Origin of the sequence: Salmonella sp. 741265073_HBA (assembly GCF_046569105.1) — a bacterium.
GTDB lineage: Bacteria > Pseudomonadota > Gammaproteobacteria > Enterobacterales > Enterobacteriaceae > Salmonella > Salmonella enterica.
On the sequence record NZ_JBKFRY010000006.1, the window covers coordinates 69689 to 83177 of the forward strand.

General features: G+C 53.0%; 18 protein-coding genes. 4 read left to right on the forward strand and 14 right to left on the reverse strand.

Features of this window, described 5'->3' with window-relative positions:
* Positions 1-65 precede the first annotated feature (65 nt).
* Both ACLD3P_RS10545 and ytfE read left to right on the forward strand, forming a co-directional pair.
* Positions 66-1031: a DMT family transporter gene (locus ACLD3P_RS10545; protein WP_080094982.1), complete on the forward strand. Its 966-nt coding sequence runs from the start codon at positions 66-68 to the stop codon at positions 1029-1031.
* Positions 1032-1133: 102 nt separating this feature from the next.
* On the forward strand, positions 1134-1796 hold the full coding sequence (gene ytfE, locus ACLD3P_RS10550) for an iron-sulfur cluster repair protein YtfE (protein WP_000331471.1): 663 nt from the start codon (positions 1134-1136) through the stop codon (positions 1794-1796).
* A gap of 111 nt (positions 1797-1907) precedes the next feature.
* Here ytfE and cycA read toward each other — a convergent pair whose 3' ends face one another.
* Together cycA and fklB are read right to left on the reverse strand one after the other, a co-directional pair.
* Entirely contained in the window at positions 1908-3317 is a 1410-nt protein-coding gene (cycA, locus tag ACLD3P_RS10555; protein WP_000228323.1) for a D-serine/D-alanine/glycine transporter, read from the reverse strand.
* A 295-nt stretch (positions 3318-3612) separates the two neighbouring features.
* A complete protein-coding gene (fklB, locus tag ACLD3P_RS10560) occupies positions 3613-4233 on the reverse strand; it encodes an FKBP-type peptidyl-prolyl cis-trans isomerase (RefSeq protein ID WP_411006517.1) in 621 nt (206 codons plus the stop codon).
* 219 nt (positions 4234-4452) lie between these two features.
* Between fklB and ACLD3P_RS10565 the strand changes: the two genes are divergently transcribed.
* Positions 4453-5088 carry an OapA family protein gene (locus tag ACLD3P_RS10565; RefSeq protein WP_001119446.1) on the forward strand — a complete coding sequence of 212 codons (636 nt, stop codon included), beginning with the start codon at positions 4453-4455 and terminating at the stop codon, positions 5086-5088.
* 49 nt (positions 5089-5137) lie between these two features.
* On the opposite strand, the gene ACLD3P_RS10570 is transcribed toward ACLD3P_RS10565, so the two are convergent.
* The 5 genes from ACLD3P_RS10570 to rpsF all read right to left on the reverse strand — a co-directional run bounded on the left by ACLD3P_RS10570 (position 5138) and on the right by rpsF (position 7651).
* Entirely contained in the window at positions 5138-6064 is a 927-nt protein-coding gene (locus tag ACLD3P_RS10570; RefSeq protein WP_024797775.1) for a DMT family transporter, read from the reverse strand.
* A 147-nt stretch (positions 6065-6211) separates the two neighbouring features.
* Positions 6212-6661: a 50S ribosomal protein L9 gene (gene rplI / locus ACLD3P_RS10575; RefSeq protein ID WP_001196065.1), complete on the reverse strand. Its 450-nt coding sequence runs from the start codon at positions 6659-6661 to the stop codon at positions 6212-6214.
* Between the two features lie 41 nt (positions 6662-6702).
* A complete protein-coding gene (gene rpsR / locus ACLD3P_RS10580; protein WP_000135199.1) occupies positions 6703-6930 on the reverse strand; it encodes a 30S ribosomal protein S18 in 228 nt (75 codons plus the stop codon).
* 4 nt (positions 6931-6934) lie between these two features.
* A complete protein-coding gene (gene priB / locus ACLD3P_RS10585) occupies positions 6935-7249 on the reverse strand; it encodes a primosomal replication protein N (protein WP_411006518.1) in 315 nt (104 codons plus the stop codon).
* A gap of 6 nt (positions 7250-7255) precedes the next feature.
* Positions 7256-7651, reverse strand: a complete 396-nt coding sequence (gene rpsF, locus ACLD3P_RS10590; RefSeq protein WP_001216673.1) for a 30S ribosomal protein S6 — start codon at positions 7649-7651, stop codon at positions 7256-7258.
* 386 nt (positions 7652-8037) lie between these two features.
* Between rpsF and yjfY the strand changes: the two genes are divergently transcribed.
* Complete coding sequence (gene yjfY / locus ACLD3P_RS10595; protein WP_000466074.1) at positions 8038-8313, forward strand: DUF1471 family protein YjfY; 276 nt, start codon at positions 8038-8040, stop codon at positions 8311-8313.
* A gap of 52 nt (positions 8314-8365) precedes the next feature.
* Here yjfY and ACLD3P_RS10600 read toward each other — a convergent pair whose 3' ends face one another.
* The 7 genes from ACLD3P_RS10600 to ulaA form a co-directional block, all read right to left on the reverse strand.
* Positions 8366-8923: a YagU family protein gene (locus ACLD3P_RS10600; protein WP_108638564.1), complete on the reverse strand. Its 558-nt coding sequence runs from the start codon at positions 8921-8923 to the stop codon at positions 8366-8368.
* 87 nt (positions 8924-9010) lie between these two features.
* The gene (locus ACLD3P_RS10605; protein WP_001170769.1) at positions 9011-9697 is read right to left on the reverse strand and encodes an L-ribulose-5-phosphate 4-epimerase; all 687 of its coding nucleotides are present in this window, start codon (positions 9695-9697) and stop codon (positions 9011-9013) included.
* Positions 9697-10551 carry an L-ribulose-5-phosphate 3-epimerase UlaE gene (gene ulaE / locus ACLD3P_RS10610; RefSeq protein WP_000949550.1) on the reverse strand — a complete coding sequence of 285 codons (855 nt, stop codon included), beginning with the start codon at positions 10549-10551 and terminating at the stop codon, positions 9697-9699. The genes ACLD3P_RS10605 and ulaE overlap by 1 nt, the downstream gene beginning before the upstream one ends.
* A gap of 9 nt (positions 10552-10560) precedes the next feature.
* Positions 10561-11211 carry a 3-keto-L-gulonate-6-phosphate decarboxylase UlaD gene (ulaD, locus tag ACLD3P_RS10615; RefSeq protein WP_023216462.1) on the reverse strand — a complete coding sequence of 217 codons (651 nt, stop codon included), beginning with the start codon at positions 11209-11211 and terminating at the stop codon, positions 10561-10563.
* 13 nt (positions 11212-11224) lie between these two features.
* Positions 11225-11689 carry a PTS ascorbate transporter subunit IIA gene (gene ulaC / locus ACLD3P_RS10620; protein WP_411006519.1) on the reverse strand — a complete coding sequence of 155 codons (465 nt, stop codon included), beginning with the start codon at positions 11687-11689 and terminating at the stop codon, positions 11225-11227.
* 9 nt (positions 11690-11698) lie between these two features.
* Positions 11699-12004 carry a PTS ascorbate transporter subunit IIB gene (ulaB, locus tag ACLD3P_RS10625; RefSeq protein ID WP_000218358.1) on the reverse strand — a complete coding sequence of 102 codons (306 nt, stop codon included), beginning with the start codon at positions 12002-12004 and terminating at the stop codon, positions 11699-11701.
* A 15-nt stretch (positions 12005-12019) separates the two neighbouring features.
* Positions 12020-13417: a PTS ascorbate transporter subunit IIC gene (ulaA, locus tag ACLD3P_RS10630; RefSeq protein WP_000404876.1), complete on the reverse strand. Its 1398-nt coding sequence runs from the start codon at positions 13415-13417 to the stop codon at positions 12020-12022.
* Positions 13418-13489 lie beyond the last annotated feature (72 nt).

The following is a 13489-nucleotide window of genomic DNA, read 5'->3' on the forward strand; positions in this document are numbered from 1 at the left end:
TAATTTATGTGGCATCCTCATAGACCTTCTCTGATAATGACGGAACGGTTTATGAGGAGAATCTGATGATTAGCGGCGTGCTATATGCCCTGCTGGCAGGGCTAATGTGGGGATTGATTTTCGTCGGCCCGTTAATCGTACCGGATTACCCGGCCCTCTTACAGTCAATGGGACGCTATCTGGCGCTGGGGCTGATTGCCCTGCCGATTGCCTGGTTAGGCCGCACGCGGTTACGCCAGTTGACGCGCAAAGACTGGTCCACCGCCCTGTCGCTGACTCTGATGGGCAATGTAATCTATTACGCCTGCCTCGCCAGCGCCATTCAGCGAACCGGCGCGCCGGTGTCGACGATGATCATCGGGACATTGCCGGTCGTCATTCCGCTTTTCGCTAACGTTCTCTATAGCCAACGAGACGGCAGATTATCCTGGCGGCGTTTAGCGCCCGCGCTGGCGCTTATCGGTTTTGGCCTGCTGTGCGTCAATATTGCTGAACTTAGCCAGGGATTGTCCGATGTTAGCGGCTGGCGCTATGGTTCAGGCGTTGTGCTGGCGCTGATTTCCGTAGCGTGCTGGGCATGGTATGCGCTGCGCAACGCCCGCTGGCTGCGGGAAAATCCCGACAAACATCCCATGATGTGGGCAACGGCGCAGGCGCTGGTTACGCTGCCGGTCTCGTTAATCGGCTATGCGGCGGTCTGTCTGTGGCTGAGTATCCAGAAACCGTTGTTTACCCTGCCCTTTGGCCCGCATCCCGCGCTGTTTATCGGTCTGATGATCGCCATCGCGGTGCTGTGTTCCTGGGTGGGCGCGCTGTGCTGGAATATCGCCAGCCAAAAATTGCCAACCGTTATTTTAGGGCCGCTGATTGTTTTTGAGACGTTGGCGGGACTGCTCTATACCTTCATTCTGCGCCAGGAAATCCCGCCATTCCTGACGTTAAGCGGCATTGCGCTCCTGGTGGCGGGCGTGGTCATTGCCGTGAGAGCGAAACCGGAAAAAGCGACCGTCGTTCCGGTCACGGAACGCTAATTTCATACTGGCTTAAATTATACGCACCCCGAAAGAGTTATAGCCTCGCCTTAAAGATGCATTTAAAATACAACTTATATTATTGCAAATGAGGTAACGGCTATGGCTTATCGCGATCAACCTTTAGGCGAACTGGCGCTCTCTATTCCCCGCGCATCGGCGCTGTTTCGCCAGTACGATATGGATTACTGCTGCGGCGGAAAACAGACGCTGGCGCGCGCCGCCGCGCGTCACGACGTCGATATTGACATCATAGAAGCGCAACTGGCGCAATTGGCTGAACAGCCCATCGAAAAAGACTGGCGCGCCGTTCCGCTGGCGGACATTATTGACCATATCGTTGTGCGCTATCATGACCGACACCGCGAACAACTGCCGGAGCTTATCCTGCAGGCAACCAAAGTGGAACGCGTCCACGCGGATAAGCCAAACGTCCCACGCGGCCTGACAAAATATCTCACCGCGCTGCATGAAGAGCTTTCCAGCCATATGATGAAAGAAGAACAGATCCTGTTCCCAATGATTAAACAGGGTATGGGTCGCCAGGCAACGGGCCCGATAAGCGTAATGGAAAGCGAGCATGACGAGGCGGGAGAGCTGGTAGACGTCATCAAACACGTCACCCAAAATGTAACGCCGCCGCCAGAAGCCTGCACCACCTGGAAAGCGATGTATAACGGCATTAATGAGATGATTGATGATCTGATGGAGCACATCAGCCTGGAGAATAACGTGCTGTTCCCACGCGCGCTGGCCGGGGAATAATCGCCAGCCAGGCATTTTGCCGGATGGCGGCTGTAAACGGCGCCTTATCCGGCCTACAAATCAACGCTACGCTGTAAGCCCGGTAAGCGCCAGCGCCACCGGGCAAAACAATTAACGCATTCCCGCCATCCGTTTCTTACCTATCAACAGCCAGCCCAGACCCAACGTGATAAACCACAGCGGCGTCACGATCAGCGCCTGGCGCGTATCGTCTTCCAGCGTCAGCAATACCAGTACGAATGCAAAGAACGCCATGCAGACCCAGCACATCAGCTTACCGAGCGGCATCTTATAGATGGATTTTTCATGCAGATGGGGACGCTTTTTGCGGTACACCAGGTATGAACACAGAATGATGGTCCAGACAAACATAAACAGGATGGCCGAAACCGTAGTGATCATGGTGAATGCGCCAATCACGCTCGGGTTGACCATCAGCATAACCACGCCGCCCAGCAGGCAGATACAGGAGAAGGTCAGGCCTTTCGCCGGTACCGCGCGTTTCGATAGCTTAGCGAACGCTTTTGGCGCCACGCCTTCTTGCGCCAGGCCAAACAGCATACGGCTGGTCGAGAAGACGCCGCTGTTGGCGGAAGACGCCGCCGAGGTCAGCACGACAAAGTTGATCACGCTCGCGGCGGCAGGCAGACCCACCAGTACAAACAGCTCAACAAACGGGCTCTTATCCGGCACCACGGAACTCCACGGCGTCACCGACATAATGACAATCAGCGCAAAGACGTAGAACATGATGATACGGATCGGTATTGAGTTAATCGCGCGCGGCAGCGATTTTTCCGGATCTTTAGTTTCTGCGGCGGTAGTACCGACCAGCTCAATGCCCACGAAGGCGAATACCGCAATCTGGAAACCGGCAAAGAACCCGCTAATACCTTTCGGGAACCAGCCGCCGTCATTCCACAGATGCGCGAAAGACGCTTCAACGCCGGTCGGCGATTTAAAGTGCATCGCAATCATGACCAGCCCGACCACAATCAACGCCACAATGGCGACGATTTTGACCATAGCAAACCAAAATTCCATTTCACCAAACATTTTAACGGTGGCGAGGTTGAGGCTTAGCAGCAGGATCACTACCGCCAGCGAGGCGACCCAATCGGAAAGGCCGGGAAACCAGAACTGCGCGTAGGCGGTAATCGCCACCACGTCAGCCATACCGGTCACTACCCAGCAAAACCAGTACGTCCAGCCGGTGAAATATCCCGCCCAGGGGCCAAGCAGGTCGGAAGCAAAATCGCTAAACGATTTATATTCCAGATTCGAGAGCAGCAATTCCCCCATGGCGCGCATCACGAAAAAAAGCATAAAACCGATGATCATATACACAAAAATGATCGACGGTCCGGCGAGACTGATCGTTTTACCCGATCCCATAAACAGACCGGTACCAATAGCGCCGCCAATAGCGATAAGCTGTATATGACGGTTTGTAAGATTGCGCCGTAGCGACTGTTCAGCCGGAGCCTGTTCGTCGGCTGCGACTTTTACCTGATCTACCATGTTTTTCTTCCTGTACCTGTCTGTGTTGTGCGGGCTCTACGGCCTTTGGTCTATGATACGACGATCCTGTTATCAGGACTCATCGATATTAGGTAAGAATCGGCGGGATGAATACTAAGATTCAAATACAATGTTAATTTTATGTTTAAAATGAGTGTTATATCACTTTGATAATGCGAATTAGCTCACAAAAATACACGTAACGACGCCATTTGCAAAATAAAATATTGGCATCTGCTGAAGTCAGGGTTGCCGGATAAGGCGTTTACGCCGTCATCCGGCAAACCCGGAGCGCTTAGAGAATTTCCAGCAGTTCCACCTCAAACACCAGGGTGCTGAATGGCGGAATAGATGCCCCGGCCCCACGCTCGCCATAGGCCAGCTCCTGTGGGATAGTCAGTTCCCATTTGGAACCTACCGGCATCAGAGTCAGCGCTTCAATCCAGCCGGCGATCACGCCATTTACCGGGAATTCAGCCGGTTCGCCGCGCGCGACGGAGCTGTCAAATACGGTGCCATCAATAAGCTTACCGGTGTAATGCACGCGTACGCGGTCGGTACGCGCCGGAATCGCGCCTTCGCCCTGCGTCAGAACGCGGAACTGTAAACCAGATTCAGTACTGTTCACACCGTCTTTTCCGCGGTTTTCTTCCAGATATTTCACGCCTTCGGCCGCCATCGCTTTGAAACGCTCACGACGCACCGTGTCCGCACGCTCATGAATTTCACGCAGCGCACGATGCACCACATCAACAGGAACCGCCGGGTGTTTACCTTCCAGCGCATCAGCAATGCCAGCAACCAGCGCTTCAGGCAACAGCCCTTCAAGACCGGATTCGCTGAGCTGCTGCCCTACCTGCAAACCAATGCCGTAGCTCGCTTGCGCTTCAATAGTGTCAAAAGTCGGGGTGGACATTATTTTTCCTTCATCGGATATCAAAAAAGTAGCGGGCAGCATAACAGCCACGCTTCTTCTGGTAAAACTTTGTCTCAGGGAGGATGACAAATCGCAGGGAAAAAGAAACAATAGATTATCCGTATTGATGTCACGAAAGCGGATAGCACTACCAGTATCATAGCGTTAGCCATCTATACTCTATGATTAAGGAACGAGATGCGGAGCAGGAGGTAAACCATGCCCGGGCGCTTTGAATTAAAACCAACCCTGGCGAAAATCTGGCACGCGCCGGATAATTTTCGCATCATGGAACCGCTGCCGCCTATGCATCGTCGTGGCATTATCATTGCCGCTATCGTGCTGGTGATTGGTTTCCTGCTGCCCGCCAGCGAGACCAGCGACTCGCCTGTCGTCACGCGGGAAGCGCAATTGGATCTGCAATCGCAATCACAGCCGCCGACGGAGGCCCAGCTTCAGGCGCAACTGGTCGCGCCGCAAAACGATCCGGATCAGGTGGCGCCCGTTGCGCCGGAACCTATCCAGGAAGGCCAGCCGGAAGAACAAAACCAGCCGCAGACGCAGCCTTTCCAGCAGGATAGCGGCATCGGTCAACAGTGGCGCTCGTACCGGGTAGAGCCTGGTAAAACTCTGGCGCAACTGTTCCGTGACCACGGACTGCCCCCAACAGACGTTTATGCAATGGCGCAGGTAGAAGGCGCTGGCAAGCCGCTGAGTAATCTCAAAAATGGTCAAATGATTAAAATTCGCCAGAATGCCAGCGGGGTGGTGACAGGTTTAACGATAGATGGCGATAACGGCCAACAGGTGCTGTTTACGCGTCAGCCTGACGGCAGTTTTATTCGCGCACAGTAACGCCGGCTGCGCCTTACCCCGTCTATACCCTATTCGTTCAGGTGAAGCATTACCGCTTCACCTTATTCACCCACCAAATCCCCGAACACACCAGCACCAGCGCAATCATGTATTTCCACTCCAGAATATTCTCGCCGAGAAAAATAGCCGAAAGAGCCGCGCCAGAAACCGGGATCAGAAAGTTAAACGGCGCAATCATCCCCACGCGATTATATTTGAGTAAAATGCTCCATAGCGCAAAAGCGACCGACGAGAGCAGCGTCAGGTAGACTAAAATCGCCACCGACGAGAAGCCATGTATCGTCAGCGTACCGCCAAAAACGTAACCGCCAATGACCAGTACCAGACCGCCAATCCCCAATTGATAGCCAGTCATGACCATCGGATCGACCGTCTGCGAGAGACGTTTGCCATACAACGTGGCCGCAGAAAGAATAAACGCCGCCAGCACCACGGAGCCTTCTCCCGGCAGATTAAAGCTGAAATCCAGGCCGTTGCTGACGTTCACCACCATGACGCCCGCAAAGCCCAGAATACAGCCGAGCGTTTTGTTGTAGCTCAATCGGTCGTTCTGATAAATAAAGTGCGCCAGCAATACGCTGAAGAATGTGCCTGTCGCGTTCATGATTGAGCCTTTCACGCCGGAGGTGAACGCAAGGCCGATATAGAAAAAGAGATATTGCAGCGACGTCTGAGTCAGCCCCAGTAACGTTAACTGAGCAAACTGGCGCGGACGAAACCGACCAATCGGTTTACGCTGAAGCAGCGCGAACAGTAGCAGCAACACACCCGCAAACAAAAAACGATAACCAGCAAAAACAATTTTAGAAGGGATATCGTCGGTGGCTATCTGAAAGAGGTCATAACCGCTTTTGATGGCTGGATAAGCGCTGCCCCATAGCAGGCAACAAAATGCGGCACACACATAAACGACGTTTTTGCGGGCAAACGGGGAGGCCTGGCGTTGGGTATCCATTCTTTCACCAAGAAATTAAAATAATGTTTTATTTTTGATTATCGCGAAAAGAGGGGGAGATAGCCAGTCGAAAAGCGATGGGGTTAAAAAAGCAAAACGTCGGCGCTGGGCCGACGTTTCGTTGCTAGCAAAAACGAGAATGCCTGATTACTCAGCAACCACGTTGATGATAACTTTTGCGAATACTTCGCTGTGAACCTGGAAGTTCACTTCGTGTTCGCCAGTGGTACGCAGAACGCCGTTCGGCAGACGAACTTCGCTCTTAGCCACGTCAACGCCAGCTGCAGTCACAGCGTCAGCGATGTCGCGAGTACCGATGGAACCGAACAGTTTACCTTCGTCGCCTGCTTTAGACGCGATAGTAACGGTTTCCAGGGCGTTGATTTTCTCTGCGCGTGCATTTGCAGCAGCCAGAACGTCAGCCAGTTTAGCTTCCAGTTCAGCGCGACGTGCTTCGAAGTATTCAACGTTTTTCTTGGTAGCCGGAACAGCTTTACCCTGTGGTACCAGGAAGTTACGAGCATAGCCCGCTTTAACGTTAACCTGATCACCCAGGCTACCCAGGTTTGCTACTTTATCAAGCAGAATAACTTGCATTACCTTATCCTCTCAAAGTCGTATTAATGGACCGTGACCGATTACTGATGGCGATCAGTGTACGGCAGCAGAGACAGGTAGCGAGCGCGTTTGATAGCGCGAGCCAGCTGACGCTGGTATTTTGCACGGGTACCGGTGATACGGCTTGGGACAATCTTACCGCTTTCGGTGATGTAGTTTTTCAGCGTAGCGATATCTTTATAGTCGATCTCTTGAACGCCTTCCGCGGTGAAACGGCAGAACTTGCGACGACGGAAATAACGTGCCATATGGCTAGTCTCCAGAATCTATCAATTCAATCTGCTCGGCATGCAGAACCATTTTGCTCAGACCGTTCTTTGCCTTGTGGCAAGAGATAAACCCCTGAACGGTTATGCGGCTGCCGACCGTTATACTGTGAGTAATGGCCTGGTTTTCGTGTCCGCTAACAATAACGGGCATTTGGCACCACGCCTGCCGGTGAAAGCCGGCTTCCTCTTGCACAGAACGATGCTCAAGCACGAACTGGCAATGCGGAATTCCTGATGGACTGACCTTTCGAAGGAGGGCCCTGCACACGGTGCCGGACAACGCCAGACGGTTGGTCATCAGAAATTACTCTTCAGAATCCCCAGCTTCAGCATCATCTGCGGTTTCGTTAGCGAAATCATCGCGACGCTCACGGCGCTCGTCTTTCGCTTTAACCATCGGAGAAGCTTCGGTAACAGCGTGCTTAGTACGCATAACCATGCTGCGGATAACGGCATCGTTGAAGCGGAAGGTAGTTTCCAGCTCATCGATCACTTCCTGCGGCGCTTCAACGTTCATCAGAACATAGTGCGCTTTGTGCAGTTTGTTGATCGGGTAAGCCAGCTGACGGCGGCCCCAGTCTTCCAGACGGTGGATCTTGCCTTCTGCGCCAGTGATGGCGGCAGAGTAACGCTCGATCATGCCCGGAACCTGTTCGCTCTGGTCAGGATGGACCATAAAAACGATTTCGTAATGACGCATCGAATTGCTCCTTACGGATTATTCAGCCTCCTGTCTGGGTCAGCCGCGGCCCATGGAGGCAAGGAACGTGTTAAAGGTCGGCTGAAAAATGACGCGTTATAATACTGACACGCCCGGCGAAACTCAAGGCAATAGTTCGATTATTTATGTGCCTGCCGATCAGTTCTGAAATGTAAAAGATTAAGGATGAGATACCGACCTGTTAACCACCATAACAGCTAGCGAGTTGACGATTTATCAGGCATCAGCGGGAAATGCGGTAATTTTTTGAACAACTGCATCAGAAATGGTCGCTATCGCTCCTGCTGGTAGCGATTAAAATAACATCAGAGGTTCACAAAAAAGGAGGCAGGGCCAGGTCAGCAACCGCCGCCGAGGAGGTCACTATGTTCTTCCGTATTTTCCCCCTTCTGGCTGGATTTTTGCTCAGCGTAAATACAATGGCAGCCATTGAAATTGATAATCGTCAGGCCAGAAATATGGACGATATACAGAGCTTAGGCGTGATTTACATAAACCATAATTTCGCGACTGAAAGCGAGGCCCGCCAGGCGCTGAAAGAAGAAACTGATGCGCGAGGCGCAATGTACTACCACCCGATTTTGTTACGGGAGCCCGGTAGTAACGGCAACATGCATGCCAGCGCGGAGATTTATCGCTAGTATCAGGAAAATGCCATAGTTTTGCCCCCTGGTCAGGGGGCATTTTTTTCGCTTATCGGGTTGTTAATGGCACTTCGGCATCCGGCTCATGCGTTATGCGGTTTCGCAGATCGCGGCGCATTAATTCAATCACCCAAAACCAAAATACATGTCCCAGAATTTCAGAAGCGTACTCGTCAAAAGGAAGTTGTGTAAGCGGAGGCGTTAAGTTCAGCGCCGGGCAGAATATGCCATGCACGACAACCGTAACAATCAGCCCCGCCAGTATCCCCTGCCATAATTTAACTTTCGGGAAAATTTCCGCGACGACGCAGTAACCTATTGCGAATACCAGCGAAAAGATAATGTGAGTTACCATCACAGGGTTAATAATATGCTCAGAAAAGGTATAAACCGTTTGTGTTGGGTCAATGCCTAAATAATCCCGCAAAAAAATATACGGTGGATTAAACTCATCGCGCCCGCCGGAAAACGTTCGCGGCGGTAAAGGAACTTCCGCGCCCCATTTTACAAATGCTGAAATAATACCCGCTGCAAAACCAATTAACGCAGCTACTCCATACCGACGCCGCTGTGGGTCAGTTTTAACAAACAATCCGTTGATAGACACAGTAGTATGATTCTATAGAGTGTTATGAAAGAAGCTCCGGAATCTGACCAATTACATCCCTGAGGGATAGGATCCCGGAGCGTTGTTTTACTTCTGCCCGTAATACGCATTCGGGCCATGCTTACGCATGAAGTGTTTATTCATCAGATAATCGTCGATGGGGTTGAGGCCAGGGTTAATACCGCGCGCAATCCACGCCATTCGCGCCACTTCCTCCATGACGACCGCGTTATGTACCGCATCGTGCGCATCTTTCCCCCAGGCGAACGGCCCGTGTTGATACACGACAATGCCTGGCGTATGCAGCGGTTCCACCTCGCCCAGCGTTTCGATGATCACCTTACCGGTGTTCAGCTCGTACTCGCCCTGCACTTCTTCTTCGCTTAACGCTCTGGTACAAGGAATATCGCCAAAGAAATAGTCCGCGTGCGTGGTGCCGAGCGCTGGAATAGCCATCCCCGCCTGCGCCCATGCCGTGGCGTGGGTGGAGTGGGTATGAACGACGCCACCAAGCGACGGATAGCGTTGATACAGCGCCAGATGGGTAGCGGTATCGGAAGAAGGACGATAACCTCCCTCCACCACTTTGCCATCCATATCCACCACCACCATGTCATCTACCTTCATGGTTTCATAGGCGACACCGCTTGGCTTAATTACCACCAGCCCGCGTTCGCGATCGATAGCGCTGACGTTGCCCCAGGTAAACGTCACCAGTCCATAACGGGGCAAATCCATGTTAGCGTCAAATACCTGCTGCTTGAGTTTTTGCATTAGGCTGCCTCCACCAGACCGGCGCTGGCCATGCGCGCTTTCACCCAGTCACGCGCTTTCGCTACCTCTGCCGCCGGGTTCTCTGCTGTTTCGCTCCACATCTCAATCAGATAGGGCCCGCAATAGCCACTCTGTTTGAGCGTTTCGAAGCAGCGCTCGAAATCGACAACGCCTTCGCCAAACGGCACATTTTTGAACACGCCGGGTTTAGTATCTTTGACGTGTACCGCGACGATATGCCCGATTCCCGCCTGTAGCTCCATCTGTACGTCGTTATCCCAGGCAGACAGATTGCCGATATCCGGATAGAGCTGGAACCACGGGTTATTGAGGTAGTGAGCATAGCCCAGCGCTTTACTGATGGAATTCATCAGCGGGTAGTCCATGATCTCCATCGCCAGCGTCACCTGGGCGCGGCTGGCCATATCAACGCTCTCTTTTAACCCATCGCGGAAGCGGCAACGCGTTTCGTCGTTGGCCTGCTGATAGTAAACGTCGTACCCCGCCAGTTGAATGACGCGAATCCCGACGTCCTGCGCAAACTGAATCGCTTTACGCATAATCTCCAGCCCCTGCGCCCGTACCGCGTCATCTTCGCTACCGAGCGGAAAACGACGATGCGCGCTCAAACACATGGACGGCACGCGCACGCCGGTTTCAGCAACCGCGCTCACCAGCGCCAGACGCTGCTCGCGGCTCCAGTCAAGCCGCGAAAGACGCTCATCGGTTTCATCGACCGACATCTCGACGAAATCGAAACCCAGTTCTTTTGCCAGCGTCAGGCGCTCCAGCCAGCACTCCCCGGCGGGGAGCGCTTTTTCATAGATGCCAAGCGGGATTTGTTTCGACAACATATCCGCTCCTTAGCCCCACAGTTGAGCGATGGAACGTTTAAACTGACGCGCGGCTTCTACCGGAGAAGCGGCATCACGGATGCTGCGGCCCGCGATAAAGACATGGATCGGAATGCCTTTGAACAGCGGCAGGTCTTCCAGCGCCAGTCCGCCGGTCACGGTCACTTTAAAGCCCATATCGGACAGCCGCTTAATCGCGGTAATATCCGCCTCGCCCCACGCCACGCCTGCGGCCTGCGCGTCACGGCTGCGGTGATAAACCACTTGCTGAATGCCTGCATCACGCCACTGCTGCGCCTGTTCCCAGGTCCAGTAACCGGTCAGCTCGATCTGCACGTCGCCGTTGAACTCTTTCGCCACATCCAGCGCGCCTTTTGCGGTGTTGATATCCGCACAGCAAATCACGGTCACCCAGTCCGCGTTGGCTTCGAAACACATACGGGAGAGGATTTTACCGGCATCGGCAATTTTGGCGTCCGCCAGCACGATTTTGTGCGGATAGAGCGCTTTCAGGTCGCGAACGGCGCGCACGCCTTCGCCCACGCACAGAATGGTGCCCACTTCGATAATGTCGACTTCTTCGGCAATCAGGCGGGTGGTTTCATAGGCGCTATCCATAGTCTGGTTGTCCAGCGCGACCTGCAACATTGGTAATGACATGTTCAATTCCTTCTTAAGCTGCCGCGTTGGTGCGGTCAATGAGATCCAGGACTTCCTGCGCGGTACGGCAGGCGCGTAAACGGTCGAAATTGGCTTCGTCTTCAAACAGATTAACGATCTGCATGATGCCCACTTCCTGGTGAGTGTTGGCATCGACCGCCGCCATGGTGATGAGAATATCGACCGGGTCGTTATCTTCGTGGTTGAACTCCAGCGGCTTTTTCAGCGTCACCAGAGAAAAACCGGTTTTCTTGACCCCTTCTTCCGGGCGGCCATGCGGCATCGCCAGGCCGGGGGCAATCACAAAATAGGGGCCAAACTGCTCAACGCCATCGAGAATGGCCTGGTAATAGCGCGGCTCCACCACGTCGGCAGCCACCAGTAAATCGACGCCAATTTTTACGGCTTCCTGCCAGGTATTCGCTTCAGCCTGCAGGTGGATAGAATTATTCTCCGCCAGTGAATCACGTAATTTCATGTTGCATCCTTACTTCACATCTTGCGGGAAATGTTCTTTGATCACTTCCAGCAGTTTCGGGCCGAAGTCAGCTGGAGAGAGCATGTTGCGCACGCCAACCACATATTTGTTGCCGGTCACGCTGATTTCGCCTGCAATATGGGTAGAAGCGATGATGATATCCGCGCCGCTCAACTCGCTTTTGTACTCGCCAACCGCGCAGCTGTTTACCGTGTGGTCAATGTTTGATTGGGTTAAAAACTGGTCCACTTTCATTTTCATGATCATGGAACTGCCTTGTCCGTTGCCACACACAGCCAGAATACGTACGGTCATAATCAAAACTCCTTATTAAGCAGACTGTTCTGCCAGTTGTTTTTCTGCATCTTCTTCTGCGCGCAGTGCGCGGCCAGCGAAGAACATATAAGCCAGTGCAATTACAATGATGACGGCCATAAAGGCGATACCGAGGGAGAAGAAGCCCTGCATCATCGGCGGTGCCAGAATCGACCAGTCCGCCATGCCCATCCAGGCACTCATACCGGTGAGTTTCACCGCCCAGACGCAACCAAAGATTTCGATCATCCCCATCACCAGACAAATCTTCAGCGCCGCACGCCAGCCGCCGAAGTGGTTAGCGAACACGCCGATAGTGGCGTTAGAGAAGAACATCGGGATAAAGCCAGGAATAATCAGGATCGAGGAGCCGCAGGCAACCAGGATGCCAACCGCAATCAGCTGGCCGATGGTGCCCCACATAAAGCCCCAGACCACCGCGTTAGGCGCGAAGCTATAAATAGCCGCACAGTCAATCGCCAGTACTGCGCCCGGAATCAGACGCTGGGAGATACCGTTAAAGGCCTCAGAGAGCTCGGCGACAAACATACGCACGCCCTGAGTAATAATGAAAATCGCCACCGCAAAGGAGAAACCGGTTTGCAGGATGTAGACCGTCCAGTGCACTTTGCCCGCCATCGCCTGCACAGTGTCGATACCGAAGGAGAGCAGAATGGCACCAAAGAAGATGGTCATTACAATCGCCGTGGAGACGATGTTGTCGTGGAAAATGTTCAGCCAGCCCGGCAGTTTGAGATCTTCAACGCTCTCCTCTTTTTTGCCCAGGAACGGCGCGACTTTATAGGCAATCCAGGAAGCAAACTGCTGCTGGTGACCGATGGAGAAACCACAGCCATCGGTCACTTCCTGAGTCGGCTTATACATCATGTTGGAGGTAATACCCCAGTACAGGGAAACCAGTATCGCCGTGCAGATAATGGTGGTCCACATGGAATAGCCGAAGATATAGAAAGAGACCGCAATCAGCCCCGCCTGCTGGAACATGATGTGCCCGGTCAACATGATGGTGCGAATACCGGTAATGCGTCGCAACAAGACGTAACAAATATTCAGCGCCAGCGCGAGCAACACCGCGTAGCCTACCCAACTATACGCATCACCCATCCGCTCGATCGTTGCCATCATCGAAGCATAGGTATCGGAAATCGCGCCGTTGATGCCGTAAACCTCAGACATTTTCGCCACCACCGGTTTAAAGGTGCTGGTCAGAATGCCGGACCCGGCCTGTAGCAGCATGAAGCCAATGATGGTTTTGATCGTCCCTTTGATGATCACGCTGACGCTTTTACGCAGCAGGATATAGCCCAGGCAGGTCACAATACCCAGTAATAGCGGGGCATTGGTCATTACCTGATTAAAAAAAATGGTAAAGATGTTGTAGAGGATCTCCATAACGATCTCCGGTAGACAAGGTTGCTGAGTCGCAGGCGCTCAGAATAATGTCCCTCCACTGTAATTTTCAAA

What these genes read in the sequence shown, in the direction of transcription:
- ACLD3P_RS10545 (WP_080094982.1), top strand. Translation starts at nt 66, where the DNA reads ATGATTAGCGGCGTGCTATATGCCCTGCTGGCAGGGCTAATGTGGGGA.
- ytfE (WP_000331471.1), top strand. Translation starts at nt 1,134, where the DNA reads ATGGCTTATCGCGATCAACCTTTAGGCGAACTGGCGCTCTCTATTCCC.
- cycA (WP_000228323.1), bottom strand. Translation starts at nt 3,317, where the DNA reads ATGGTAGATCAGGTAAAAGTCGCAGCCGACGAACAGGCTCCGGCTGAA.
- fklB (WP_411006517.1), bottom strand. Translation starts at nt 4,233, where the DNA reads ATGTCCACCCCGACTTTTGACACTATTGAAGCGCAAGCGAGCTACGGC.
- ACLD3P_RS10565 (WP_001119446.1), top strand. Translation starts at nt 4,453, where the DNA reads ATGCCCGGGCGCTTTGAATTAAAACCAACCCTGGCGAAAATCTGGCAC.
- ACLD3P_RS10570 (WP_024797775.1), bottom strand. Translation starts at nt 6,064, where the DNA reads ATGGATACCCAACGCCAGGCCTCCCCGTTTGCCCGCAAAAACGTCGTT.
- rplI (WP_001196065.1), bottom strand. Translation starts at nt 6,661, where the DNA reads ATGCAAGTTATTCTGCTTGATAAAGTAGCAAACCTGGGTAGCCTGGGT.
- rpsR (WP_000135199.1), bottom strand. Translation starts at nt 6,930, where the DNA reads ATGGCACGTTATTTCCGTCGTCGCAAGTTCTGCCGTTTCACCGCGGAA.
- priB (WP_411006518.1), bottom strand. Translation starts at nt 7,249, where the DNA reads ATGACCAACCGTCTGGCGTTGTCCGGCACCGTGTGCAGGGCCCTCCTT.
- rpsF (WP_001216673.1), bottom strand. Translation starts at nt 7,651, where the DNA reads ATGCGTCATTACGAAATCGTTTTTATGGTCCATCCTGACCAGAGCGAA.
- yjfY (WP_000466074.1), top strand. Translation starts at nt 8,038, where the DNA reads ATGTTCTTCCGTATTTTCCCCCTTCTGGCTGGATTTTTGCTCAGCGTA.
- ACLD3P_RS10605 (WP_001170769.1), bottom strand. Translation starts at nt 9,697, where the DNA reads ATGCAAAAACTCAAGCAGCAGGTATTTGACGCTAACATGGATTTGCCC.
- ulaE (WP_000949550.1), bottom strand. Translation starts at nt 10,551, where the DNA reads ATGTTGTCGAAACAAATCCCGCTTGGCATCTATGAAAAAGCGCTCCCC.
- ulaD (WP_023216462.1), bottom strand. Translation starts at nt 11,211, where the DNA reads ATGTCATTACCAATGTTGCAGGTCGCGCTGGACAACCAGACTATGGAT.
- ulaC (WP_411006519.1), bottom strand. Translation starts at nt 11,689, where the DNA reads ATGAAATTACGTGATTCACTGGCGGAGAATAATTCTATCCACCTGCAG.
- ulaB (WP_000218358.1), bottom strand. Translation starts at nt 12,004, where the DNA reads ATGACCGTACGTATTCTGGCTGTGTGTGGCAACGGACAAGGCAGTTCC.
- ulaA (WP_000404876.1), bottom strand. Translation starts at nt 13,417, where the DNA reads ATGGAGATCCTCTACAACATCTTTACCATTTTTTTTAATCAGGTAATG.